The sequence below is a fragment of the Nocardioides sp. CF8 genome (genome assembly GCF_000389985.1).
Classification (GTDB): Bacteria; Actinomycetota; Actinomycetes; order Propionibacteriales; family Nocardioidaceae; genus Nocardioides; species Nocardioides allogilvus.
Genome location: NZ_CM001852.1, coordinates 723,645 through 747,795 on the forward strand (window position 1 = coordinate 723,645; position 24,151 = coordinate 747,795).

General features: G+C 71.5%; 25 protein-coding genes. 19 read left to right on the forward strand and 6 right to left on the reverse strand.

The window, feature by feature from the left end:
* Positions 1 to 6: 6 nt before the first annotated feature.
* The 9 genes from CF8_RS03540 to tsaD all read left to right on the forward strand — a co-directional run bounded on the left by CF8_RS03540 (position 7) and on the right by tsaD (position 7,703).
* Complete coding sequence (locus tag CF8_RS03540) at positions 7 to 360, forward strand: holo-ACP synthase (protein WP_010831769.1); 354 nt, start codon at positions 7 to 9, stop codon at positions 358 to 360.
* An 80-nt stretch (positions 361 to 440) separates the two neighbouring features.
* Entirely contained in the window at positions 441 to 1,004 is a 564-nt protein-coding gene (locus CF8_RS22285) for a LysM peptidoglycan-binding domain-containing protein (protein ID WP_010831770.1), read from the forward strand.
* An 88-nt stretch (positions 1,005 to 1,092) separates the two neighbouring features.
* Positions 1,093 to 2,469, forward strand: a complete 1,377-nt coding sequence (locus tag CF8_RS03550) for an NAD(P)H-hydrate epimerase (protein ID WP_010831771.1) — start codon at positions 1,093 to 1,095, stop codon at positions 2,467 to 2,469.
* A gap of 20 nt (positions 2,470 to 2,489) precedes the next feature.
* The gene (gene alr, locus CF8_RS03555) at positions 2,490 to 3,617 is read left to right on the forward strand and encodes an alanine racemase (RefSeq protein WP_010831772.1); all 1,128 of its coding nucleotides are present in this window, start codon (positions 2,490 to 2,492) and stop codon (positions 3,615 to 3,617) included.
* Between the two features lie 10 nt (positions 3,618 to 3,627).
* On the forward strand, positions 3,628 to 4,659 hold the full coding sequence (locus CF8_RS03560) for an alpha/beta fold hydrolase (RefSeq protein WP_010831773.1): 1,032 nt from the start codon (positions 3,628 to 3,630) through the stop codon (positions 4,657 to 4,659).
* Positions 4,656 to 5,543, forward strand: coding sequence for a tRNA (adenosine(37)-N6)-threonylcarbamoyltransferase complex ATPase subunit type 1 TsaE (gene tsaE / locus CF8_RS21345; protein WP_010831774.1), 888 nt, complete (start codon positions 4,656 to 4,658; stop codon positions 5,541 to 5,543). The genes CF8_RS03560 and tsaE overlap by 4 nt, the downstream gene beginning before the upstream one ends.
* A 14-nt stretch (positions 5,544 to 5,557) precedes the next feature.
* Complete coding sequence (gene tsaB / locus CF8_RS03570; RefSeq protein ID WP_010831775.1) at positions 5,558 to 6,205, forward strand: tRNA (adenosine(37)-N6)-threonylcarbamoyltransferase complex dimerization subunit type 1 TsaB; 648 nt, start codon at positions 5,558 to 5,560, stop codon at positions 6,203 to 6,205.
* A complete protein-coding gene (locus CF8_RS03575) occupies positions 6,202 to 6,660 on the forward strand; it encodes a GNAT family N-acetyltransferase (protein WP_010831776.1) in 459 nt (152 codons plus the stop codon). The genes tsaB and CF8_RS03575 overlap by 4 nt, the downstream gene beginning before the upstream one ends.
* Positions 6,657 to 7,703, forward strand: a complete 1,047-nt coding sequence (gene tsaD / locus CF8_RS03580; RefSeq protein WP_010831777.1) for a tRNA (adenosine(37)-N6)-threonylcarbamoyltransferase complex transferase subunit TsaD — start codon at positions 6,657 to 6,659, stop codon at positions 7,701 to 7,703. Before CF8_RS03575 ends, tsaD begins: the two co-directional genes overlap by 4 nt.
* 10 nt (positions 7,704 to 7,713) lie before the next feature.
* On the opposite strand, the gene CF8_RS22290 is transcribed toward tsaD, so the two are convergent.
* Both CF8_RS22290 and CF8_RS03600 read right to left on the reverse strand, forming a co-directional pair.
* Positions 7,714 to 9,219 carry a hypothetical protein gene (locus CF8_RS22290; protein ID WP_010831778.1) on the reverse strand — a complete coding sequence of 502 codons (1,506 nt, stop codon included), beginning with the start codon at positions 9,217 to 9,219 and terminating at the stop codon, positions 7,714 to 7,716.
* The gene (locus CF8_RS03600; RefSeq protein ID WP_010831779.1) at positions 9,219 to 9,656 is read right to left on the reverse strand and encodes a hypothetical protein; all 438 of its coding nucleotides are present in this window, start codon (positions 9,654 to 9,656) and stop codon (positions 9,219 to 9,221) included. The genes CF8_RS22290 and CF8_RS03600 overlap by 1 nt, the downstream gene beginning before the upstream one ends.
* A 164-nt stretch (positions 9,657 to 9,820) precedes the next feature.
* Between CF8_RS03600 and CF8_RS03605 the strand changes: the two genes are divergently transcribed.
* The 6 genes from CF8_RS03605 to CF8_RS03630 are packed head-to-tail and all read left to right on the forward strand — an operon-like array spanning position 9,821 to position 15,147.
* On the forward strand, positions 9,821 to 10,438 hold the full coding sequence (locus CF8_RS03605; RefSeq protein WP_156887135.1) for a hypothetical protein: 618 nt from the start codon (positions 9,821 to 9,823) through the stop codon (positions 10,436 to 10,438).
* Positions 10,435 to 11,037 carry a hypothetical protein gene (locus tag CF8_RS22295; RefSeq protein WP_198016941.1) on the forward strand — a complete coding sequence of 201 codons (603 nt, stop codon included), beginning with the start codon at positions 10,435 to 10,437 and terminating at the stop codon, positions 11,035 to 11,037. The genes CF8_RS03605 and CF8_RS22295 overlap by 4 nt, the downstream gene beginning before the upstream one ends.
* Entirely contained in the window at positions 11,034 to 11,633 is a 600-nt protein-coding gene (locus CF8_RS03615) for a hypothetical protein (protein ID WP_036490098.1), read from the forward strand. Before CF8_RS22295 ends, CF8_RS03615 begins: the two co-directional genes overlap by 4 nt.
* A gap of 16 nt (positions 11,634 to 11,649) precedes the next feature.
* Positions 11,650 to 12,735 (forward strand): S-(hydroxymethyl)mycothiol dehydrogenase, encoded by a 1,086-nt coding sequence (locus CF8_RS03620; protein ID WP_010831783.1) that lies wholly within the window; start codon positions 11,650 to 11,652, stop codon positions 12,733 to 12,735.
* Positions 12,735 to 13,343, forward strand: coding sequence for an MBL fold metallo-hydrolase (locus tag CF8_RS03625; RefSeq protein WP_010831784.1), 609 nt, complete (start codon positions 12,735 to 12,737; stop codon positions 13,341 to 13,343). The genes CF8_RS03620 and CF8_RS03625 overlap by 1 nt, the downstream gene beginning before the upstream one ends.
* Positions 13,344 to 13,365: 22 nt before the next feature.
* Positions 13,366 to 15,147 carry a glycoside hydrolase family 3 N-terminal domain-containing protein gene (locus CF8_RS03630; protein ID WP_010831785.1) on the forward strand — a complete coding sequence of 594 codons (1,782 nt, stop codon included), beginning with the start codon at positions 13,366 to 13,368 and terminating at the stop codon, positions 15,145 to 15,147.
* Here the strand turns inward: CF8_RS03630 and CF8_RS03635 are convergent.
* Positions 15,144 to 16,328 (reverse strand): class I SAM-dependent methyltransferase, encoded by a 1,185-nt coding sequence (locus CF8_RS03635; protein WP_010831786.1) that lies wholly within the window; start codon positions 16,326 to 16,328, stop codon positions 15,144 to 15,146. The genes CF8_RS03630 and CF8_RS03635 overlap by 4 nt on opposite strands.
* A gap of 62 nt (positions 16,329 to 16,390) precedes the next feature.
* Between CF8_RS03635 and CF8_RS03640 the strand changes: the two genes are divergently transcribed.
* The 4 genes from CF8_RS03640 (at position 16,391) to CF8_RS03660 (ending at position 20,635) form a co-directional block, all read left to right on the forward strand.
* Complete coding sequence (locus CF8_RS03640; protein WP_036490101.1) at positions 16,391 to 17,428, forward strand: hypothetical protein; 1,038 nt, start codon at positions 16,391 to 16,393, stop codon at positions 17,426 to 17,428.
* A gap of 186 nt (positions 17,429 to 17,614) precedes the next feature.
* Positions 17,615 to 17,908, forward strand: coding sequence for a co-chaperone GroES (groES, locus tag CF8_RS03645; RefSeq protein ID WP_010831788.1), 294 nt, complete (start codon positions 17,615 to 17,617; stop codon positions 17,906 to 17,908).
* A gap of 92 nt (positions 17,909 to 18,000) precedes the next feature.
* Positions 18,001 to 19,623 carry a chaperonin GroEL gene (groL, locus tag CF8_RS03650; RefSeq protein WP_010831789.1) on the forward strand — a complete coding sequence of 541 codons (1,623 nt, stop codon included), beginning with the start codon at positions 18,001 to 18,003 and terminating at the stop codon, positions 19,621 to 19,623.
* Between the two features lie 109 nt (positions 19,624 to 19,732).
* A complete protein-coding gene (locus CF8_RS03660; RefSeq protein ID WP_156887137.1) occupies positions 19,733 to 20,635 on the forward strand; it encodes a hypothetical protein in 903 nt (300 codons plus the stop codon).
* A 7-nt stretch (positions 20,636 to 20,642) separates the two neighbouring features.
* Here the strand turns inward: CF8_RS03660 and CF8_RS03665 are convergent, their stop codons facing one another.
* The 3 genes from CF8_RS03665 to CF8_RS03675 all read right to left on the reverse strand — a co-directional run bounded on the left by CF8_RS03665 (position 20,643) and on the right by CF8_RS03675 (position 24,144).
* Complete coding sequence (locus CF8_RS03665) at positions 20,643 to 21,989, reverse strand: hypothetical protein (RefSeq protein ID WP_010831791.1); 1,347 nt, start codon at positions 21,987 to 21,989, stop codon at positions 20,643 to 20,645.
* Positions 21,983 to 22,519: a SigE family RNA polymerase sigma factor gene (locus CF8_RS03670; protein WP_010831792.1), complete on the reverse strand. Its 537-nt coding sequence runs from the start codon at positions 22,517 to 22,519 to the stop codon at positions 21,983 to 21,985. The genes CF8_RS03665 and CF8_RS03670 overlap by 7 nt, the downstream gene beginning before the upstream one ends.
* A 71-nt stretch (positions 22,520 to 22,590) precedes the next feature.
* Positions 22,591 to 24,144 carry a hypothetical protein gene (locus tag CF8_RS03675; RefSeq protein ID WP_156887138.1) on the reverse strand — a complete coding sequence of 518 codons (1,554 nt, stop codon included), beginning with the start codon at positions 24,142 to 24,144 and terminating at the stop codon, positions 22,591 to 22,593.
* Positions 24,145 to 24,151 lie beyond the last annotated feature (7 nt).

The following is a 24,151-nucleotide window of genomic DNA, read 5'->3' on the forward strand; positions in this document are numbered from 1 at the left end:
GCACCCGTGCCCGTCGTCGGCGTCGGCATCGACGTGGTAGACGTCGCGAGGTTCGCCGAGTCGCTCGAGCGGACCCCCGCGCTGCGCGAGCGACTCTTCACTCCCGCCGAGGCGAGTCGCCCGCTAGCGTCGCTGGCGGCACGCTTCGCGGCGAAGGAGGCCATCGCCAAGGCGCTGGGCGCTCCGGCCGGGCTGGCCTGGCACGACGCCGAGATCGTCTCGGAGGAAACCGGTCGCCCCCGCTTCGAGCTGCGCGGGACCGTCGCGGCCCGCGCCGAGGCCCTGGGAGCCAGCCACGTGCACGTGTCGCTGTCCCACGACGCGGGTATCGCGTCGGCGGTGGTCGTGCTCGAAGGCTGACTGGGCTAGCGTTGGCTCGCCGTCGACGACGGCCCCGAAATGCGAGTCACTCGGGTGACGATCACAAGTGAGGTAGTGACATGGGGTTCCTGGACAACGTCAAGGATGCGCTCAAGGACGCCGTCTCGACGCAGGCGTCGAAGGACGAAGAGGCCAAGGACGAGGCCGCCAAGAAGGACGACGTCGTCGTCGACAAGGCGGACACCACGACCGCTGACGACAAGGCGACGCCCGCGCCGCCGACCATCCCGGTCGACGCCGACAAGGCTGACACCACGACGGCCGAGCCGACCACCGAGCCGACCACCGGCCCGGTCCAGCCGGCCGACTCCGTCGTGCCTGCTCCGACCGAGACGGCCGAGGAGAAGGCCGCTCGCAAGGAGGCCAAGGAAGAGCGCCAGGAGGCCCGCGAGGACCGCCAGGAGCGCAAGGAGGACCGTCAGGAGGCCCGCGAGGACGCGCGCGAGAAGCGTGAGGACGCACGCGAGGCCCAGTTCGAGACCTACACGGTCAAGTCCGGCGACACGCTCTCCGAGATCGGCGCCCGCTTCGGCGTCTCCTACCAGGAGATCGCCCGGCTGAACAACATCGAGAACCCGGACCTCATCTTCCCGGGCCAGGTGTTCCGGATCCCGAAGAACTGATCCGACGCACCATCTCGACGACGCCCCGGCCATCGGCCGGGGCGTCGTCTGCGTCCACGGGCGGCGCGGAGTGAGTAGCGTGCCGGGCATGCGCCGAGCCCACACCGTCGCCCAGGTGCGTGCCGCCGAGGCCGCCCTGATGCGTGAGCTGCCCGACGGGGCCCTGATGCAGCGGGCCTCCTCGGGACTCGCATACGCCGTGCTGGACCTCCTCGGAGGCGGCTACGGGCGCAGAGTGCTGCTCCTCGTGGGCTCGGGTGACAACGGCGGTGACGCGGCGTACGCCGGAGCGCTGCTGTGCCGCCGCGGCGTGGCCGTCGACGCGCTGCTGCTGGGGTCGAGCCACCACGAGGCCGCGATCGCCGCGTTGCGCGCGGCAGGCGGGCAGGTCGTGGACAGCCTCGAGGGGCTGGCGCCGGACGTCGTGGTCGACGGCATCGTCGGCATCGGCGGACGTCCCGGGCTGCGACCGGAAGCCGCTGCCGCGGTGGCCGAGCTCGACGGCATCCCGGTGGTGGCCGTGGACGTCCCCTCCGGGGTCGACGTCGACACGGGCGAGGTCGAGGGGCCGCACGTCCGCGCCGACCTCACCGTCACCTTCGGCACCCACAAGGTGGCCCACCTCGTCGACCCGGCCGCCGACGCGAGCGGCGCGATCCACCTGGTCGACATCGGCCTGTCGCTGCCACCTGCGGAGGTCGAGGCGCTGCAGCAGCACGACGTGGCGGCTCTCCTGCCGCGGCCTGCCCGCAACGCCCAGAAGTACACCCGAGGAGTCGTCGGGGTCCGGGCGGGCAGCGACACCTATCCGGGCGCCGCGCTGCTGTGCGTCGCGGGTGCGTCGTGCGGGCTTGCCGGGATGGTGCGCTACGTCGGTCCCGACGCCGTCGCCGACCGTGTCCGGGTCGTGCACCCCGAGGTGGTGGGGCCGGGTCGGGTCCAGGCCTGGGTCGTCGGACCCGGCGGTGGCGAGAGCGCGGGGGAGGCCCTGCGCGCTGCCCTGGCCGACGGCGTCCCGCTCGTGGTGGACGCCGATGCGCTGGCCGAGGTCGACGGGCCGTTCGCCGTACCGACCGTGCTGACGCCGCATGCAGGCGAGCTGGCCGCGATGCTCGGGGTGCCCCGCGAGACCGTCGAGGCCAGGCCGCTCGAGCACGCGCGGCACGCGGCCGACCGCTACGACGCCGTCGTCCTGCTGAAGGGCCGACACACCCTGGTCGCGCGGCCGGGCGGACAGGTCCGGGTGACCACGACGGGGCTGCCGTGGCTGGCGACCGCTGGGGCGGGCGACGTGCTCGCCGGGCTGGTCGGAGCGTTGCTCGCGGCCGGGCTCGACGCCTGGGATGCGGCCTCCGTCGGCTCGTGGGTGCACGGCGCCGCAGCGACCGAGGCGTCGGGCGGCGGGCCGATCGTCGCGGGAGACGTCGCGCACGCTCTGGGCGGCGTGCTGCGGACCCTGGGTTGAGGGATGGAAGAATCCCCCGCATGACGTCGACCGCGCGGGCCGAGATCGTGGTCGACCTGGCCTCGATCCGGCACAACGTGCGCCGACTGCGCGAGCTGGTCGGCCCCGACGTCGCGATGATGACGGTGGTCAAGGCCGACGCCTACGGTCACGGCATGGTCGAGGTCGCGCGGGCCGCACGACAGGTCGGGGCGGACTGGCTCGGCGTGGCCACCCTGGACGAGGCGCTGGCCCTGCGGGCGGGCGGCGACACCGGTCGGGTGCTGTGCTGGCTCGCGGTGCCGGGGGAGGACTATGCCGCTGGGGTCGCCGCCGACATCGACCTGACGGCCTACTCACGAGCCGAGCTCGACGAGATCGCGCAGGCCGGCCCGCGACCGCGGGTGCAGCTGAAGGTCGACACCGGCCTGGCGCGCGGCGGCGCCGCCCGCGCCGACTGGCGCGACCTGTTCGCGCGCGCCGCCGAGCTCCAGCAGGCGGGACGCGTCGACATCACCGGCATCTGGTCCCACCTCGCGGCCAGCGACCAGCCCGACCACCCCGCGAACGACGCGCAGGAGACCGCCTTCCGCGAGGCGGTCGAGCTCGCGGAGGTCCTCGGCGTGCGGCCCGGCCTGCGCCACCTCGCCAACTCGGCCGCCGCGGTGCTCCGGCCGTCCGCACGCTTCGACCTCGTGCGGTGCGGCATCGCGTCCTACGGCCTCGACCCGGCCCCGGGGGTGACCCAGGACCTCGACCTGGTGCCCGCGATGACGGTGCGTGCCGCGCTGGTGCTGAGCAAGCCCGTGGCCACCGGCGAGGGTGTGTCCTACGGCCACACCTGGGTCGCCGACCGCGACACCACCGTCGGCCTGGTGCCTGCGGGGTACGGCGAGGGCGTGCCCCGCGCCGCCGGCAACGTCGCCTCGGTCTGGGTCGGCGACCGGCTCCGCGCGATCCGCGGACGCGTCTGCATGGACCAGTTCATGATCGACCTCGACGGTGACCTGCCGCCGCCGGGCACCGAGGTGGTGCTCTTCGGACCGGGCACCGGCGGGGAACCCACCGCGCAGGACTGGGCCGAGGCCCTCGAGACCATCAACTACGAGATCGTGACCCGGATCGGTGGTCGTTTCCGCCGGCGGCACGTGCACCAGGACCCAGCATGAGAAGCGTCGCATGAGCATCACCCGCAGGCTGATCGGTGCTGCGGCCGGAATCGCCGCTGCCGGCATGGCCGTCGGCGTGGCCCAGCGCAGCCGGGTCATCGCGCGGCGCGGAGCCGGCGACGAGACCCCCTTCGGCTCGTTGCGCAGCGAGCCGCTGCACATCATCACCGACGACGCCACGGACCTGTATGCCGAGATCGACGAGGCCCCGTCGGAGCTGACCGTGATCTTCGCGCACGGCTACTCCCTCAACCTCGACTGCTGGCACTTCCAGCGGGCGGGCTACCGCGGCCAGATCCGCACGGTGTTCTACGACCAGCGCTCGCACGGGCGCTCGGCTCGTTCGAGCGAGGCGGGCTCCACCATCGAGCAGCTCGGCAGCGACCTCAGGCGTGTCATCGAGCAGACCTCGCCCGGTCCGTGCGTGCTGATCGGACACTCGATGGGCGGGATGAGCATCGTCTCCCTCGCCGAGCAGCACCCAGAGCTCTTCGGTGACAAGGTCGTCGGGGTCGGCCTGATCTCCACCACGGCCGGTGGCCTGGACCCGGGTCGGATCCTGTTCCCGATGGTGCCGCTCGGGATCGGCGGCAAGGTGATGAGCCGGACCGTGCGCACGCTGCACCTCGGGCACCGCGCTGTCGACCTCGTGCGCAAGTGGGGCCACGCGTTCGCCGACGTGATCACGGAGCGCTACGCCTTCGGCGACGACGTGCCCGGGCACTACGTCGACTTCGTCTACGACATGCTCGACGCGACTCCGTTCTCCGTGGTCGCCGACTTCTATCCGGCCTTCGCCACCCTCGACAAGTTCGACCACGTCGAGGTGCTGGGCCGGGTGCCCACCGCCGTCATCTGCGGGACCGAGGACAAGATCACCACCATCGGCCACGCCCGCAAGCTGCACGCGCAGATCCCGGGCTCGAGCCTGCTGGAGTGCGAGGGTGCCGGTCACATGGTGATCCTGGAGCGGCACGTCGACGTCAACGCCGAGCTCGACGACCTCATCGCGCTGGCCCAGCACGGGCCCGAGGCCTCGTGAGCCTCGACGTACGCCGTGTGGGACCCGCCGCCGCCGCGGACGTACTGCACGTCATCGCGACCGCCTTCGCCGCCCGGCCGGTGCTGGACCCGCCCGCCGACGCGCTGTCGGAGACCGAGGCCAGCGTGGCGGCCGAGCTGCGGGCCCACGGCGGGCTGCTCGCCACCTTCGACGGGGAACCGGTCGGCGCGCTGCTGTTCCGGCCCGACGGTGACGACATGGTGCTGCGCAGGTTCGGGGTCGTGCCGACTGCCCAGGGCAGGGGAGTGGCCCGGGCCCTGGTCCAGGCCGCGATCGAGCACACCCTCGGCCACTCCGCGCTCGCCGTCCTCGCGCGCGAGGAGCTGCCGGCCACCGTGGCGTTCTGGGAGGGACACGGCTTCCAGGAGACCGAGCGGCGAACGCCGTACGTCGTCCTGCGTCGACCCCTGCCCACCTCGTGGGAGGCCGTGGACGCCGAGGAGATGCGCGCGCTGGGTGAGCGGCTCGGGCGCTCGCTGCACGCCGGCGACGTCGTCGTGCTCACCGGGGAGCTCGGGGCCGGCAAGACGACCCTGACGCAGGGCCTGGGCATCGGCCTGGGCGTGCGCGGGACAGTCACCTCGCCGACCTTCGTGATCGCGCGCGTGCACCCGTCGCTGGTCGGCGGACCTGATCTGGTGCACGTCGATGCCTACCGTCTTGGCGGCATTGCCGAGCTCGACGACCTGGACCTCGACACCTCGCTCGACGACGCCGTCACGGTGGTGGAGTGGGGCGCGGGCCTCGCCGACGGGCTGGCGGAATCGCGGCTGGAGGTCACGATCAGCAGGGCGCTGGCCGATGAGTCAGCCGACGCCGAGCTGGATCCACGGGTGGTCCACGCGCGCCGTGTGCGTGCCTGAGTAACCTCGCCATCGTGCTCCTCTCGTTCGACACCGCGACCTCACTGGTGACTGCTGCGCTCCACGACGGCCAGGACGTCGTGGACGAGCGGCTCTCCGAGCGCCCCATGAAGCACGGCGAGCACCTCGCTCCGTTGATCGAAGCACTGCTCACCGACAACGGGCTGGTCCGCCAGGACCTCACCGCGATCGCCGTGGGCGTCGGCCCCGGACCGTTCACCGGGCTGCGCGTCGGCCTCGTCACGGCCCGCACGCTGGCCCACGTCCTGGAGATCCCGGTCTACGGCGTCTGCACGCTCGACGTGGTCGCTATCGAGGCCATCGACACCGGTGCGGTGACGGGCGACTTCCTCGTGGCCACGGACGCACGCCGCAAGGAGGTCTACCTCGCGGCGTACGACGACCGCGGCCGTCGCACGGAGGGTCCTGTGGTGGCCAGGCCGGCCGACGTGGCCAGCGACCTCCCCGTCGCGGGGGAGGGTGCCCTGCTCTACCCCGAGCACTTCGCCCGCGGCGTGGCACCGACGCGTCCCAGCGCCGGCTGGCTGGCCCGGGTGGTGGCCGAGGAACGTGCCGAGCTGCTGGACCCCGAGCCGCTCTACCTGCGCCGGCCAGACGCCGTCGTCAGCGGCCCCCGCAAGCCCGTGCTCCCGCCCGCATGATCCGGCCGGCCACCGAGGAGGACCTCCCGCAGGTTGCCGTCCTGGAGACGGAGCTCTTCGGCCCCGACGCCTGGGACGAGGTGGCCCTGCGTGCGGAGGTCCACGGCCCGGGCCGCCGGTTCGTGGTCGCTGTCGAGGAGGAACTGACCGGCTACGCCGTGTCCAGGTCGATCGGGGACGTCGTCGACCTGCAGCGCATCGCGGTGTCCCCGTCCCGCCAGCGCGAGGGGATCGCCGCGACCCTGCTCGCCGACCTGCTGGCCCACCCCGGCGACGCCGACCGGATGATGTTGGAGGTCAGCTCCCGCAACGACGCCGCGATCGCGTTCTACCTGCGCCACGGGTTCACCCGGTTGTCCGTCCGACCCCGCTACTACCGCGACGGCTCGGACGCGCTGGTGCTGGGCCGGGCCCTGCTCGTTGCCGACCAGGGATCGGGGAGGATGGGGACATGAGCGACGAACCCCTCGTGCTCGGCATCGAGACGTCCTGCGACGAGACCGGCGTCGGCATCGTGCGCGGACACACGCTGCTGGCCGACGCGGTGGCCAGCAGCGTCGAGGAGCACGCCCGCTTCGGCGGCGTCGTGCCCGAGGTCGCCAGCCGGGCCCACCTCGAGGCGATGGTGCCGACCATCGAGCGAGCCTGTGAGACCGCCGGCGTCAGCCTGCGTGACATCGATGCCATCGCGGTGACCTCCGGTCCGGGACTCGCCGGTGCCCTCCTGGTGGGGGTCGCCAGCGCCAAGGCGCTGTCGATCGGGCTCGGCAAGCCGTTGTACGGCGTCAACCACCTCGCCGCCCACGTCGCCGTCGACCAGCTCGAGCACGGGCCGCTCCCCGAGCCGTGCCTGGCGATGCTCGTCTCGGGCGGCCACTCCAGCCTGCTCAAGGTCGAGGACGTGACGGTCGGCGTGGACCCCCTCGGGTCCACCATCGACGACGCCGCGGGCGAGGCCTTCGACAAGGTCGCCCGGCTGCTCGGCCTGCCGTTCCCCGGTGGTCCGCACATCGACCGCGCCGCGGCCAGCGGCAACAGCGTCGCGATCGACTTCCCGCGAGGACTCACGGCGCGCAAGGACCTCGAGCGCCACCGCTTCGACTTCTCGTTCTCCGGGCTCAAGACCGCCGTCGCCCGGTGGGTGGAGGCGCAGCAGCGCGACGGGATCACCATCGACGTCGCCGACGTGGCTGCGTCCTTCCAGGAGGCGGTCTGCGACGTGCTCACCCGCAAGGCCCTCGACGCTGCCCAGTTCCACGGGATCGAGGACATCCTGATCGGCGGTGGGGTGGCCGCCAACAGTCGGCTGCGGGCGATGGCCACCGAGCGTGCCGAGGCCCGGGGCATCCGGGTCCGGGTCCCGCGGCCGGGCCTGTGCACCGACAACGGCGCGATGGTCGCGGCCCTGGGAGCAGAGCTCGTGAAGAGAGGTCGAGCGCCGTCGGCGCTCGACCTCCCAGCCGATTCCTCCCAGCCCATCACCACTGTCGTGGCCTGAGCCTGCTGCGTCAGTCCAGGACGCCCGGCGCGGTGGTGTCGTCGCCGAGCCAGTCCTGCTCGTAGACGAGGGCGTCACGCTGGGTGGAGCGCTCGTCGTTCTTCTTGTTCGAGCGACCGCCCGCGGTGGAGCCGTTGGCGCCCCGGCGGAACAGGCCCTTCATCTTGCCCTTGCCCGAGCCCTTGCCCGAGCTCTTGGAGCCGGTGGCACCGGCTGCGCCCGTGCGGTTGGCGCTGCCCTTGGTGCCAGCGCCTGATGCTCCGGCTGCCCCCGCACGACCGCCGGCACCGGCGCGCGAACCGGCGCCGGCTGAACGCGAGGAGCCGGCGGCTCCGGCTGCTCCGGCGCGGGTGCCTCCGGCTGCTCCGGCGCGGGTGGCGCCAGTGGCGGCACCGCGTGCTCCGGCGGCGGAACTGCGCGAGGTGGAAGCCGCGGTGGCGCCGCGGGTCAAAGAGCTGGCGCTGCCCGAACGGCCACCGGTGCCGATGCCACGCACGGACCCGCCCGTGGGCGCCTTGGCCGAACCGCTGAGCGGCGCGCCGCCCTTCATCATGCCCGCACCCAGGCCGGCTGCGCCGGCCGCGGCTGCACCGCCGATGCCCGCGCTGGCACCGCCTGCGCCTCCGCCCGTGGACGGGGTGCCGGGGTTGACGCCCTGATAGGTGGTGCCGCCATCGGTGGTGCCCTGGACGTTGCCCGTCGGCACGTCGACCGGGTTGAGACCGGTGGGCACCGGCGCTCCCGTCGGCCCGGGGTTCGGCGTGGGGTTGGGCGTCGGGTTGGGCGTCGGGTTGGGCGTCGGGTTGGGCGTCGGGTTCGGAGTGGGCGTGGGGGTCGGCGTCGGCGTGGGGGTCGGCGTCGGAGTAGGCGTCGGAGTAGGCGTCGGCGTCAGGGGGACGCCGGGACCACCCGGACCACCGGGACCACCCGGACCACCGGGACCACCGGGACCACCGGGACCGGACGGCTCCGGGTCGGGCTCGCCGTGGATCTCCTGCATCACCACGGCTGCCTCGGCGTAGTCCTGGTCGAGCTTCGTCAGCGCGATCCGCGCCTTCTCCTCGGCCGCTGCTTCGTTCGCCTCGTACTGGGTGACATTGGCGTTGTAGCTCGCCAAGGCTCGTGTCTGCGCCGGTGTGGGCTGTGCGCCGGGCAGTGGGCCCTCGGGCTTGGTGGGCAGCTGGTTCATCGGGCCGGACAGCTGGATCCCGTTGCGAACCTTGATGGCCTCGAGCGCGGCGTCGTGCGCGACGGCCAGGGCTGCCGAGCCCTTCTCCATGTCTTTCGCGTCGGACTCGAGCTTGTCGCTGATCTGCCTGAACTTGGTGACCATCGCCCTGCCGGTTTCGCCCTCGATCTCGCTGTCGAGCGTCTTCGATCCCGTGCGGATGCTCTCGGCCACCCGGCTCAAGAGCAGGGCATTGGTGCGCCACTCGGTCGACGAGGAGCTGATGGACTCGTCGTTGGCGCTGCTCAGCGCCGCCTGGAGCTTGTCGCGGTAGTAGTGGCTCGCCATCAGTGATCACTCCCGGGTTCGTCGACCGGCGCAACGGGTGGGGTGTAGCGGTTGTCGTCCAGGCCGTCGACCGCGGCCTGGGTGCGGCTGAGCAGGGCGCGGGCGGCTGCCTCGGAGTCGGCGTCGGCGGACGAGATCTCCTTGTCGAACTGCTTCATCGCGGTGCCGGTCGCCTGCAGGCTGGCCACGGCCTCGAGCACCGAGTTGGACAGGTGCTGGTGTGCCTTCGCGGTGTGCGACCCGAGGTTGCGGGCGCCGTACGTGCCACCGAAGACCTCGCCGTCCGGCTTCTTGAAGTGACCGTGCCCACCCTTGAGATTCAAGGAGTTTGACTCGAGGAGCGAGACGATGTTGTTGATGACGTCCGGCGGGACCGCAACGGCGTTGAGCGTGTTTCTGACACCGCTCAGGCCGCCGACGTCTGACAGCGTGATCATGGTGTGCCTCCCCTGTGGCTCCATGGTGCGGACAAGTATGAGTGGCGGCTGGCGCCGCGCTGGCGCTCATTCCCCGTCAGCGCGGGTCCCAAACCTGGCACCCGGATGTTCCCGACATAGTCTGCTCAACAGATTCTCATCGTCACCTCGGAAGGCGAAATCTCGTGACTTCACGCGTCAACTGCATGGTTCTCGGGTTGGCTCTCGCGCTTGCCCTTGCTGGCTGTGCGTCGGACCGGGGCGAAACCGCGCCCGATCCGCAGACGGCACCCACCACCAGCGGGTCCGCCGCTGAGACGCAGACAGCGACGGAGTCGCCGACCGAGGTCTCCACGACCGCGGCGGTCGACCCGGCCACGGGACCCAGGCTCGCCGTTCGCGGGCTCAGCGTGAACGCCCCCGCGGGCTGGCGTGCCACCCGCCCCTATGCGGTCATGGCGTCGGCGGTTCCGCCCGGGGCGACCGAGACGATCGCCTCCGTCTACCGCTTCCCCAACAGTGGCCTGTTCACCGTGGACGAGCTGGGCGACAGCTACCGCAGCCAGGGCCGTGCGAAGTTCAAGCTGAAGCGACTGGAGGACGTCGAGCTCGACGGGCAGACCTCCTTCCACGTCGCCGGGAAGGCCAACCCGGGCGAATACTTCGAGACGTTCGGCTCCATCGTCAACGACGACCACCTGTTGATCTTCTTCGAGTTCCACGACGGCGAGGACAAGGCGACGCGTGACGAGATCATTGCCAGTGTTCTCGCGACGGTCGACTATCGAGAGGTGAAGCAGTGACCAGTGCCCGGCTCGCCCTCGCCTCCCTCATGTGTGTTGCCGGTCTCGCGGCCTGTGGTGGCGACGACGATGCCGGGGCGGATCCAGCCGACCCGAGCACGACCTCCACCGAGTCGACCGAGGCGTCGACCCAGTCGGCTTCCGAGTCCCCGAGCCCGTCGGTGGCTCCCGCAACCGGGCCGAGGATCGCTGTGCGCGGGGTTCGGGCGAACGCCCCTGAGGGATGGGTGGCGACTCCCGCTTATGCGGTCATGTCCGGGGCTGCGCCACGAGATGCGATCGGGACGACGGTCTATGTGTTCCGCTTCCCCAACAGCGGCCAGCTGACGTTGGACGGGCTCGGGGAGGAATCGCGCAGGAGCGGAGGCTGGAAGTTTCCGCTGAAGCGTCTCGACGATCTCGAGCTGGACGGCCAGCCGGCCTTCCACGTGGCCGGTAAGTCGAATCCCGGGGAACACGTCGAGCGGTTCGGTGCGATCTTGAACGACGACCGACTCACGGTGACGTTCGAGTTCCTCAACGGCGAGGACAAGGCGACGCGTGACGAGATCATTGCCAGTGTTCTCGCGACGGTCGACTATCGAGAGGTGAAGCAGTGACCAGTGCCCGGCTCGCCCTCGCCTCCCTCATGTGTGTTGCCAGCCTTGCGGCCTGCGGCGGCGACGATGCGGGGGCTGATCCAGCCAGCCCGAGCACGACCTCCACCGAGTCGACCGCGGCGTCGGCCGAGACCCCGAGCCCGTCGGAGACGACACCGACCGTGGAGCCCGCCGACGGTCGCAAGCTCAAGCACGACCTCGCCGAGATCACCATGCCGAAGGGCTGGACGGAGCAGGACAACTTCGGTGTGCCGTTCATCCGGCAGGGCGCCGACACCTTCGGCGCGCTGACCTTCTCCGAGCTCGGCGGGGAGGACGACCAGGCCACCTCGCTGGACCGGATCGCCAAGCGCCAGCTCCGCATCGGGGCCGAGCCGGGAGTGAAGAGGATGGACGACGTCGTGCTCGGCGACGGCACCAGGGCCTACAGGTTGGCGGGTCGGGTCAACTCGGTCACCTACGACGAGACCTACGGCTCCCTGATCGGCAACATCGAGTACGTCCTGGAGTTCTCGTTCACGACGGAGTACGGCACCATCGCCGAGGCCAAGGAGATCATCGCCTCGATGCTCGCCACGTGGGACTTCAACCCCTGATCCGAAGGAGCACGACATGCAGCAGGTGAAGGGCGTCGTCGCCCGCGCCAAGGGCCAGCCGGTCACGGTCGAGACGATCAACATCCCCGACCCGGGTCCGGGTGAGGCGGTCGTCAAGGTCCAGGCCTGCGGGGTCTGCCACACCGACCTGCACTACCGCGAGGGCGGGATCAACGACGAGTTCCCGTTCCTGCTCGGCCATGAAGCGGCCGGCATCGTCGAGTCCGTCGGAGACGGTGTCACCGGGCTCGAGGCTGGGGACTTCGTCGTACTCAACTGGCGTGCCGTCTGTGGCAGCTGTCGTGCGTGCCACCGGGGCGAGCCGTGGTACTGCTTCGCGACGCACAACGCGACCCAGAAGATGACGCTCGAGGACGGCACCGAGCTGTCCCCGGCCCTGGGCATCGGATCCTTCGCCGAGAAGACGCTGGTCGCCGCTGGCCAGTGCACGAAGGTCGACCCGTCCGCCCGCGCGGCTGCCGTCGGCCTCCTCGGCTGCGGCGTGATGGCCGGCCTCGGTGCGGCCATCAACACCGGCAACGTGAGCCGCGGCAAGTCCGTCGCGGTGATCGGCTGCGGTGGTGTCGGGATGGCGGCCATCGCGGGCTCGGCGCTCGCGGGCGCCTCGAAGATCATCGCCGTCGACATCGACGACACGAAGCTCGAGTGGGCCCGCAGCATGGGTGCCACCGACACGATCAACTCGAAGGGCATCGACCCGGTGGCGGCGATCCAGGCCCTCACCGACGGCAACGGCGCCGACGTCGTGATCGACGCGGTCGGCCGCCCCGAGACCTGGAAGCAGGCCTTCTACGCCCGCGACCTGGCCGGCACCGTCGTGCTCGTCGGTGTGCCGACACCGGACATGAAGATCCCCGACATCCCTCTCATCGACGTCTTCGGCCGCGGAGGGGCGCTCAAGTCGAGCTGGTACGGCGACTGCCTCCCGTCCAGGGACTTCCCGATGCTCGTCGACCTCTACCAACAGGGACGCCTCGACCTCGACGCGTTCGTCACCGAGGAGATCGGCCTCGGCGACGTCGAGGCTGCGTTCGAGAAGATGCACGACGGCAGCGTGCTCCGCTCGGTGGTGGTGTTCTGATGACCGTCCGTGTCGACCACGGCGTCACCTCCGGCACGTTCTCGCTCGACGGCGAGATCCACGAGGTCGAGAACAACATCTGGGTGATCGGTGACGACACCGACTGCATCGTCATCGACGCGCCGCACTCGGTCGAGGACATCCTCGCGGTGGTGGACGGCCGCACCGTCAAGGCGATCCTGTGCACCCACGCCCACGACGACCACGTCCGCGTCGCCCCCGCCCTGCGCGTGGCCACCGGGGCGCCGATCCTGCTGCACCCCGACGACCGTCCGCTGTGGGAGCTCACCCATGCCGACGAGCTGTGGGACGTCGACATCACCGACGGCCAGTCGATCAAGGTCGGCGGCGCCGCGCTGACGGTCCTGCACACGCCGGGACACGCGCCGGGTGCGGTGTGCATCTACGTCCACGACCTCGGCTGCGTCTTCACCGGCGACACCCTGTTCCAGGGCGGGCCGGGCGCGACCGGCCGCTCGTTCAGCGACGCCCGCGTGATCGAGCAGTCCATCCGTCGTCGGCTCTTCGACCTGCCCGACGAGACCGTCGTCCACACCGGCCACGGCTCCGACACCACCATCGGCGCCGAGCGGGCCAACCTCGGCTGAGCCCGGCTGAGAGGATGGGCCGGTGCGCCGGTTCCTCCCCCTGATCGTTGCGCTGAGCCTGCTGGGCTCGGCGTGCTCGGGCGACCCCGAGGCAGGGGAGCCGACTCCGTCCGGATCGTCGGCGCCGACCGCCGAGGCGACGCAACCTCCGACACCTGCCGAGCGCCTCGGTCTCGTCGAGGGCTGGGGCCCGACGACCGCGGAGCTCGAGCGCGCAGCCCGCATCGTCGGCCGGATGCGGCTGCCCGACCTCGCCGGGCAGGTCATCGTCGCGGAGTGGCAAGGCACCGCGCCACCGGTCGCGATGGTGCGTGACCTGCACCTCGGCGGGGTCATCGCCTTCGCCGACAACGTCTCGTCCACCCAGCAGATCCGTGACGTCAATGCCACGCTCGAGCGCGCCGTACGCCGCACGTGGCCGCTGTTCCTCTCCGTCGACCAGGAGGGCGGCATCGTCGAGCGGATCAAGAGCGACGCGACGCGGTTCCCGACGTTCATGAGCGTCGGCGCGGCCGGCGAGGTGCGGCTCACGAAGAACGCGGCCCGCGCGAGCGGGGCCGAGCTGCGCGGGCTCGGCTTCGACGTGGTCTTCGCTCCCGACGCCGACGTCACCTCGGGTCCGGGTGATCCCACGATCGGCTCGCGCTCGGTCGGCTCCGACGTCACCACCGTGATCGAGCACGTCGGTGCGGCGGTCGACGGCTACACCGCCGCCGCGCTGGTGCCGGTGCTCAAGCACTTCCCGGGACACGGCTCGGTCCCGCAGGACAGCCACCTCACGCTGCCCGTGCAGACCCGGACGCGCAAGCAGCTCGGCGCGGTCGACCTGGCGCCCTTCGCCGCGGCCGTCGAGCAGGGCGTGCCGGCGATCATGGCCGGCCACATCGACGTGCGTGCCCTGGATCCGAAGGTGCCGGCCTCGATGTCCAAGGTCCTGGTCACCGACGTGCTGCGCGGCGAGCTCGGCTTCGACGGGCTGGTCGTCACCGACTCGCTCTCCATGGCGGGGGTGCGGGCGACGTACGACGCGGCGCGCTCGGCCGTGCAGGGGCTGCGCGCCGGCAACGACGTCCTGCTGATGCCGCCCTCGCCGGCGGCGGCTCGTGCCGGCATCGTGGCCGCGGTGAAGGCCGGGCGGCTGAAGCGGGCCCGTCTCGAGCAGGCCGCGGCCCGCCAGATCGCGCTGCTGCTGCACTACGAGGGGGACCGCCGAGACCAACGAGGTCGCCCGCCGGGCGCCGGTCGCGCGGCCTCCCGTGCGCTGAGCGCGGCGGCGCTGACGGTGGTGGCGGGCAGCTGTCGAGGCCGGTTGGTCGGGTCGTCGGTCACCCCGGTCGGCGACCCGGTCGCGGTGGCCAACTTCTCGAGCGCCGCGCGCGCAGCGGGCCTGACCGTGCTCGTGCGACAGGCCCCACCCGCGTCGCTGACCGACATCGAACCGGCGCCCGCGCGCAAGAAGAAGGAGAGCCGCAAGGCCTTCGCGCGGCGCAAGCAGGCCTGGCAGGCACGCGAGCGGCAACGCGCCTCGGCGCTCAGCCGGTTCGTCGCCGCCGAGGACACCCGGCTCGCCAGCGGCACCAACATCGGGTTCAGCGGCTACCAGGACGCGGCCCACGACGGCGAGATCGCGGTCGCGACCAACACGCCCTACGTGCTCGGTCAGCTGCAGGCGCCGGTGCGGATCGCGGCGTACGGCGACACACCGGGCGCCATGTCGGCGCTCGTTGACGTGCTGCTCGGGAAGGCGCGCGCGAAGGGTTCGCTGCCGGTGCCCGTGCCGGGCGTCGAGCGCAAGGGCTGCTAGAAGGGCTCGACGAGCAGGGCAGTGCCGGAGCCCGCGACGCGGGTCATCACCAGCGTCGCCGTGTTGTCGCCGCGCAGGTCGAGGCGCTTGCGCAGCTGCTCGGGCACGACCTCGACGCCACGCTTCTTGATCGTCAGGGAGCCGATGCTGCGCTCGCGCAAAGCTGCCTTGAGCGGCTTCTCGCGATAGGGGACCTCCTCCAGGACCCGGTAGGACCGGGCGAAGGGGGTGCGGAAGGACGAGTCGCTGGTGACGTAGGCGATGTGCTCGTCGAGCAGCCCGCCGTCGACGCCGGCCGCGACCGCGGTGACGAGACCCGCGCGGATCACGGCGCCGTCGGGCTCGTAGAGGAAACCGCCCAGCTCTCGGACCGGGCGCGCGAGCCCGGTGAAGGGATCGTCCTCGTCGGTGAGGGTGGCGAGCCCGCCGTCGCCGATCACCGTCGCGCGGCGGTCGGTGGTGGCGAAGACCGGCGCCCACAGCACCGCCTCCTTGACGTCGCCGCCGTCGCTGACCCACTCGGCCTCCACGCCGTCCGGGATCACGTCGTGGGGGATGCCGGGGGCGACCTTCACGACGCCGCGTCCCGCGAGCAGGTCGAGCACGAAGGGCCACGGCGGCGTCCAGCCGTCCACGTCGAAGACGCGGCCCCGGGCACCTCGTCGGGCGGGGTCGGCGAAGGCGGCCCCGAAACCGCTGGGGTCGATGGCGGCCACGTCCGCGACCTCGACCGCGCCGGGCAACCCGAGCGCGGCCAGGTTGGCGCGAGCCGCGGCCACGCGCACGGGGTCCAGGTCGACACCGGCCGCCGTGAGGCCCGCACGGGCGAACGCGATCAGGTCGCCGCCGATGCCGCACCCCAGGTCGATGACGCTGGTCGGCTGGGCCGCCGCCAGTCGGGCAGCGCGGTGGTCGGCCACCCGGAGTCGCGTCGCCTGCTCGAGCGCGTCCGGTGTGAAGAACATGTGGGGTGCCAGGTCGCCGAACTTCGCCACCGCGCGCGTCCGCAGCTCGGCCTGGGTCAGTGCCGCCGCGGCCCGCTCGGGGTCCGGCTCCGCCTTGCGCACAGCGGTCGCGGCGCGGACGGGATCGCCCGCCGCGTCGACGTACGCCCCCATCGCCACCTCGAGGAGGTCACGGCCCGCATCGGTGAGCAGCCATTCGAGCGTGGAGACGTCCATCCGCGCATCTTGTCAGGTGGTTCGTGGCGTCCCGACAGGGCGGAGATGGGAGGGTCTTCCTCGTGCGCAAGTCCCTCTGGCCCGTGGCCCTGGTCATCCTCATCGCCTCGCTCGCCGGAGGCGCCGTGTGGCTCTCCCAGCAGCAGCGGGACGGGCTGGAGGCGGGCACGCTGATCGCCGAGGACGCGGTCGACGCACTCGTGGGTCGCACCGCGGAGGTCAGGGTGCCTTGGGGGAGCCTGCAGGTGACCGTGTCCGAGCCGCTCGCGGAGACCGCCGAGGGCACGCAGGCCGGACATGACGCGAGCCTCGTCGGGGTCCAGGTCGCCCTGGACGGCCCCGAGGACCTGCTGGTGGCGGACCGGCTGCCCGACGGGGCGCTGGAGGACCCGACCTTCACGCTGGTCGCGGACGGGGAGGAGTTCCTCCTCGAGGGGCTCAACGGCTGGGTGAAGGACAATCAGGTCGCACAGGTCGCGCGGCGCCAGTACGTCGCGCTGAAGGGTGAGCCCGCCGAGATCGCCCTGCGGGTGGGCTACGACGGCGTCGACCAGGTCGTCGACGGACTCACCGGGACGCTCGACCGGTCCGCCGCCGAGCCGCTCTACCAGCTCGGCTTCGCCGCCGGTGCCCAGCCGTGCGGCGACCCCCTGTGGAGCCCCGAGGCCTCCGACGCTGGCAAGGCCGTCACCACTTGCCTGGTCTCCTCGTCGGCCCAGCGTCCCTACGTCGCCGGCCTGGGCTGGGCCCCGGAGGGCCGCAGCTGGCTGGTCGTCACGCTGCTGGGCGGCGCACCCACCGAGTTCGCAGGTCCGAACGGCACCTACGACGTGGCCGAGTCGGAGTCGACGTACCTCCTCGACGGGCAGGCGCCCGACGAGGCCTTCGCGCTCAACGACGCTCTGCCCGCCGGTGCGGTCGAGGACGCCAACGACCCGCAGGTCCTTGTCTTCGAGGTCGCCCCGGACCGCCCGACCGGCCAGTTCGAGGTCCGCACCAGCCTGACCGGTGAGACCGAGGTGGCGACCGGCAAGCAGGGCAAGGGCAAGGGGCGGACCAGGACGTTCGAGGCGCTGGTCGCGCTGGGGGCCTTCGTCTGAGTCTGCGCTAGCACTCGGAAGGGGGGAGTGCTAACGTCTGGGCTGGCACTCTCGCCATGAGGGTGCCAGCGCTTGCAATGACGTGCGATCCCCGCGACGGCGCGCATCACGGCAAGCCCAAGCGTGCGAGGAACATCCGTTTCTCGAGTCCCAGTTCAGCCCAACGTGGAAAGTGGAGGTCGACAAGTGTCGGTCAACATCAAGCCCCTCGAGGACCGCATCGTCGTCAAGCCGCTCGACGCCGAGCAGACCACGGCCTCTGGCCTGGTCATCCCGGACACCGCCAAGGAGAAGCCCCAGGAGGGCGAGGTCATGGCTGTCGGTCCGGGTCGCGTCGACGACAACGGCAACCGCGTGCCCGTCGATGTCGCTGTCGGTGACAAGGTCATCTACAGCAAGTACGGCGGCACCGAGGTCAAGTACGCCGGTGGCGAGTACCTCATCCTGAGCGCCCGCGACGTCCTCGCAGTCGTTTCCTGATCCATCCGCCCGGAGCGTCATGGGAAGCGGTCGTCTCGACGACCAGGCCCCATGACGTCCCGGGCGGTTTCTCTTTCACTAGGAGCATCTGAATGCCCAAGATTCTGGAATTCGACGAGAACGCCCGTCGCGCCCTCGAGCGCGGCGTCGACGCCCTCGCCAACGCCGTCAAGGTGACCCTCGGCCCGAAGGGTCGCTACGTCGTCCTCGACAAGAAGTGGGGCGCCCCCACGATCACCAACGACGGTGTGACCGTCGCGCGTGAGATCGAGCTGGACGACCCGTTCGAGAACCTCGGCGCACAGCTGTGCAAGGAGGTCGCCACCAAGACCAACGACGTCGCCGGTGACGGTACGACGACCGCGACCGTGCTCGCGCAGGCGATGGTCCACGAGGGCCTCCGCGCTGTCGCGGCCGGCGCCAACCCGATGGGCCTCAAGCGCGGCATGGACGCTGCGGCAGAGGCCGTCGGCGACGCTCTGCGCGAGGCCGCCCGCGAGGTGGAGTCCAAGGAAGACATGGCGTCCGTCGCCACGATCTCCTCGCGCGACTCCCACATCGGCGAGCTGCTCGCCGAGGCCTTCGACAAGGTCGGCAAGGACGGCGTGATCACGGTCGAGGAGTCCAACACCATGGGCACCGAGCTCGAGTTCACCGAGGGCATGCAGTTCGACAAGGGCTACATCTCGGCCTACTTCGTCACCGACCCCGAGCGCATGGAGGCCGTCCTCGACGACGCCTACATCCTCCTGCACCAGGGGAAGATCGGCTCGATCCAGGAGCTGCTGCCCCTGCTCGAGAAGGTCATCGCCGCCGGCAAGCCGCTCTTCATCCTCGCCGAGGACGTCGAGGGCGAGGCGCTCTCGACCCTGGTCGTCAACAAGATCCGCGGCACGTTCAACGCCGTCGCGGTCAAGGCGCCCGCGTTCGGTGACCGTCGCAAGGCGATGATGCAGGACATCGCCGTCCTCACCGGCGGCCAGGTCGTCGCTCCCGAGGTCGGCCTCAAGCTCGACCAGGTCGGTCTCGAGGTACTGGGCCAGGCCCGTCGCGTCGTGATCACCAAGGACAACACCACGATCATCGAGGGTGCCGGCGACGCCAGCGCCGTCGAGGGCCGCGTCAACCAGATCAAGGCCGAGATCGAGTCCTCGGACTCCGACTGGGACCGCGAGAAGCTCCAGGAGCGCCTCGCCAAGCTCGCCGGCGGTGTCTGCGTGATCAAGGTCGGCGCCGCCACCGAGGTGGAGCTGAAGGAGAAGAAGCACCGCATCGAGGACGCCGTCTCCGCGACGCGCGCCGCGATCGAGGAGGGCATCGTCCCCGGCGGTGGCTCCGCGCTCATCCACGCGGTCTCCGTGCTCGAGGACAACCTCGGCCTGACCGGTGACGAGGCCGTCGGCGTGCGCATCGTGCGCAAGTCCGCCGACGAGCCGCTGCGCTGGATCGCCGAGAACGGTGGCGTCAACGGCTACGTCGTGACCACCAAGGTCCGCGAGCTCGGCCTCGGCAACGGCTACAACGCCGCGACCGACACGTACGGCGACCTGGTGGCCCAGGGCGTCCTCGACCCGGTCAAGGTCACCCGCTCCGCACTGGTCAACGCCACCTCGATCGCGGGCATGCTGCTCACGACCGAGACGCTGATCGTGGAGAAGCCCGAAGAAGAAGAGCCGGCTGCCGCCGGTGGTCACGGCCACGGCCACGGTCACTGATCGACCCAGCTCCACGACGACGCCCCGCCCGGTTCACCGGGCGGGGCGTCGCGCGTCTGCGTCTGCTCAGTCCTGCGATCGCTGATCCGCAGGCCGTACGATCCCGAACATGAGATCGATGGTCGTCGCGACCTGCCTGGCTGCCCTCGTCGGTTGCTCCGGTTCGCCCGCGACCGACGCAGCACCGTCGCCCGAGGTCTTGGCCCCGACCGCGTCCACATCGTTGACGAAGGCGGTGGACCGACCGATCGACGAGCCGCTCGCGACGTCGCGGCCGCCGCGCACCGCCGTCGTGGCGGATCACACGCTGACCTACCCGGACGGCAGGACCGTGAAGCTGCCACGCGGCTGGGGGGTCACCGGGATCGCACGCTACGGCGACGGTTTCCTGTTGGCCGACAACCGCTACTTCGAGGGCACCCTCGGCATGCAGCGCCTCGACGCCGAGGGAAAGGTCGTCGACACCTGGACCAGCACTGGGCCGGCACTGGTGGCACCGGACGGTCAGGTCGCCTGGGTCAGCGTGGTCGCGCCCGAGTCGGGAGAGACCGGGCCCACGCTGATCCACGTGGGCGAACGGACGCAGGAGCTGTCGGGCCTCTTCTCGCCGTACCTCCAAGGCTTCGACGGGGAGACGGTCACCTTCACCGCCCGCGAGCTGGTCCGGGGCCGGTGGCGCTCGGTGACCTACGAGACCGACCTGGCCGACCCTCCACGGCTGATCGGCACCGCTCCGCGGTTGACGCGGTACTACAGCCCGAACGGGCAGAACTGGTACGGCTACCGACGCCACTCGCTGCGAATCGCGACGCCCGACGGTGCCACGGAGATCCGCGCCGACCGGTTCGTGCGCACCATGGCTGGGCTGTTCTGGGAGGACGACCGCCATCTGCTCGGCACCTACGTCCAGGACGGCCGGATGGCGGTGGCGCGCATCGACCTCAAGGGCACCCTCACGATCGCCTCGCCGTGGCGGCGACAGAACCGCCACGGCTTCGCGTTCCTGGGCTGAACTGCCCTCAGTCCTGCCACTCCGCGAGGACCTGGGTCGCGCCGTTGCCGCGGTTGACGGAGGTGTCCCACATGACGTGGCCGGCCGGAGCCACGCCGCCGAGCTCCCAGTTCGACACCGACTCGCTGACGCGGACGAAGCTGTCGTCGGAGAGGTCGTAGACGTAGTAGCCCTCCGAGCCGCGCTGGAAGGCGCGCACCCGGACCAGGCCGGGCTCGCCCCCGCTGCCCAGGGAGCCGTCGATGTCACTGTCCTGGATGGTGACGATCTGCTCACCCGTGGCCGAGAGCACCTGGACCCGGTCGTCGCGGACTCCGTCCTCGTAGGTGCCGCAGTACTGCCCCAGCACGATCCGGTCGTCGGTGGCGCCGAAGGCCAACAGGTTGCACTTCTCGCCCGACTGCGGGTCGAACTCGGTCTCCTCGCCCGTGGCCAGGTCTCGCACGTGCATCATCCCGCTGTCGCCGTTGGTGCGATCGGTCCACACCACCGACTCGTCGGTGAAGGCGAGGTCACCGAAGCGCACGCCCTCCTCGCGGACGTCATCGGGATCGGAGAGCGACACCGACCACAGGTCGTGGCTGTCGCCCTCAGCATCGGCGTCCTCCGCGTCGCCGCCGGGCTGGATGGGCCACCCGCCGGGCGGGGGCTTCCCCTGCGTCGCCGGCACCCCGACGTACAACCGACCGTCAGGACCGAGCTGGGCCGTGGGGAACTCGAGCCGGGGCAGCCCGGGCCAGGACATGGTGGACCACTCGCGGCTCTGGCGGTCGAAGGTGAGCAGCCGCAGGTCGCCGCGGAGCTCGCCGCCGTCGCCCTCGTAGTGCATCGTGCTCCACAGCAGGCGGTCCGTGCCGAGGTCGACCGGACGGATCTGCTCGAGGCTCTCGGGTGGGGCTGGCAGCCAGTCCTTCTCGCCGGTGGCCGGGTCCATGAGCGCCAGCCGGTTGGTCCGGTCCTGGGCGTCCGGGGCGTCGCGGAAGAGCACCAGACCGTCGTCGGTCAGCCCGTCGAGGTACTGCCCGTTGTCCGAGTCGAGGTCCTCGTTGGTGTAGGTCGTGAGCACGCGGTAGTCGTCGCCCTCGACGGCCGGAGTCGCGTCGGCCAGGCGCAGCACGGTTCCCGCAGGAGTGGGGACGCCTGCGGAGGCGAGGTCCGGGGGAGAGCGGAAGCCGTCGAGCGCGAGGGTCGAGCCGACCACCACGGTCGCGGCCAGTCCTGTCGCGCCGATCACGGCCGCGCGGCGGCGCCGGACCCGTGAGCGCCCGGAGCGCAGCACGGCGGCGGCGTCGAAGGCGGCGTACGGCGGGTTGTCACTGGTCTCGTTGAGCAGGCTGCGGAGTTCGTTCACCATGACGAGGTCCCCTCGTTGAGAATCACGAGCTCGCCGGTCGGCGACTCGTCGAACATGGACCGCAACGAGTCCAGGGCACGCGAGGTCTGGCTCTTGACGGTTCCCTGGCTGCACCCGAGTGCGGCGGCCGTGGCGGCGACATCGAGGTCCTCGAAGTAGCGCAGCACGACGCAGGCTCGTTGTCGGGGTGGCAGCTTCTCGAGCGCGACGACCAGTGCCCTGCGGGCGGTCACCGCCTCCGCCACGTCCTCGCCGGTGGCCACCGAGGCATCGGCCTCGGTCGCATACTCCGTGCTCGAGCGCTTGCGGGCGGAGTCGAGGAAGGCGCTGACGACGGCCTTGCGGGCATAGGCGTGCTCACCACCCGAGCGCCGCATCTTCGGCCACGCGACGTAGACGCGGATGAGTCCCTCCTGCACGTGGTCCGCCGCCCGGTCCCAGTCCCCGCACAGGAGGTAGGCCGCGCGGCGCAGGCGTGGCTGGGTGGACTGCGCGAACTCGACGAAGGCCATCTCGTCAGCGGGCTTCATGCGAGGCCCTCCCGAGGGTGCTGGTGCGATCCATGCTGGGTGAACGAGGTGGACCGGGCAAACGGTTGCACCTACGGCAGCACCACTTCGTCGAAGGTCGCGTCGCAGTCGATGCTGAGCGTCGGGCGGTCCAGCTCCCGCCGGAGGTAGACGCGGTAGGCGCTGCAGGCGATGGCCACCAGCTGGTAGCCCTCGAGCAGGTCGAGGCGGACCTTGTCGGTGCCCGCCTCCGACCACTCGTCGAGCCGCTTGGACTGCACGAACCAGGCCGGCGCGCGCGGCCCGTCCAGCACGCTCGCGAGGTCGCTGAGGTCCGGGTCGAGCGTGCGCATGGGCAGTGACCACAGGTGCTCGTACGGCGACGGCAGCCCGCTCGCCCACTGGATGTCCGCGCGCCCGCCGTACACGACGAGGGTGTCGCCGGGCTCGGCCGCGACCGCGATGGCACGACCGGTGCGATATTCGGTCGGGGGATAGCTGCCGACGGTGCGCTTCCACTCGGCCAGCGACAGCACTGAGACGATCACGGTGAACACGATCACCGCCCGCGTGACGATCGCGGTCCAGTGCCGCCACTGCCGGGTCATCAGCGTCTCGTCGGCGAGCAGCAGGGCGAGGCAGAGCGCGGCGGGGGCGATCGGCACGAGGAGGTAGGTGCGCCAGTAGCTGCCGCTCAGGAACACCCCGGCGGTGTCCACGACCAGCATCGCCACGACCGCCGCCGCCGGGACGCTCGCACGGCGGAGCAGGCGGGGCAGGCGGAGCAGGAACCACACGCCCAGGGCCCCCAGGCCGGTGTCGAGGACGATCTGGAGCAGGGTGTCGATCCGGGCGTCGATCGTGCTCGACGGCTGGGTGGCCAGCACCGTGTTGGCATCGAGCCGGAAGCCGAGGGTCACGTAGGCCAGCGTGGACAGGTGGACGCCCGCGGCCAGGCACCAGACCACGGTGGCGAGGACAGGCAGCAGTGCTCCGGCAAGCGCGGCGCCCGCGAGCCGGAGGAAGTCGCGGCGCTCGAGGCGGGACGTGACCAGTGCGGCGACGAGCAGGACGCCACCGAAGACCAGCCCCCCGAACAGGTTCTGCTTCACCCCGATCGCGAGGGTGGCCAGCGCCCCCGCCGCGGCCGCGTGGAGCCAGGAACGGCGCAGGAGCGCGTCGGTCGCGAACCAGCACGACGCCATGACCACCGGCAGGCCGAGGATCTCGCCCTTGGCGGCGACCGAGTCGATGGCGGCATGGGACGTCAGCGCCGCCGTCGCGACGGCCACCCATGCGCCGATCCGCGCGGCGTCGCGCGCCCCGGCGTAGTCCGCGAGGCGGCGGGCCGTGCCGGCCGCGGCGAGGACGAACAGGGCCGCGGCCAGGGCGGCGACGACCCGGATGAAGTAGGGCCCGCCGATCCAGTCGCTGAGCTTGAAGAGCGCGATGATCGGCGGTGGCCGGTCGACCCAGTAGGTGCCGAACATGCTGTCCGGCTGCGGGCGCCAGGCGCGGGCCACGAGCAGGAAGCCGGCCTCGTCGGGGCGTAGCGGCCACTGCAGCGACGGCACCCGCCCGACCACGGCCGCGACCATCGCCAGCGCGACCACCACGCGGGGTGACGGTCGTGGCAGGGGCGGCATCGGCCCA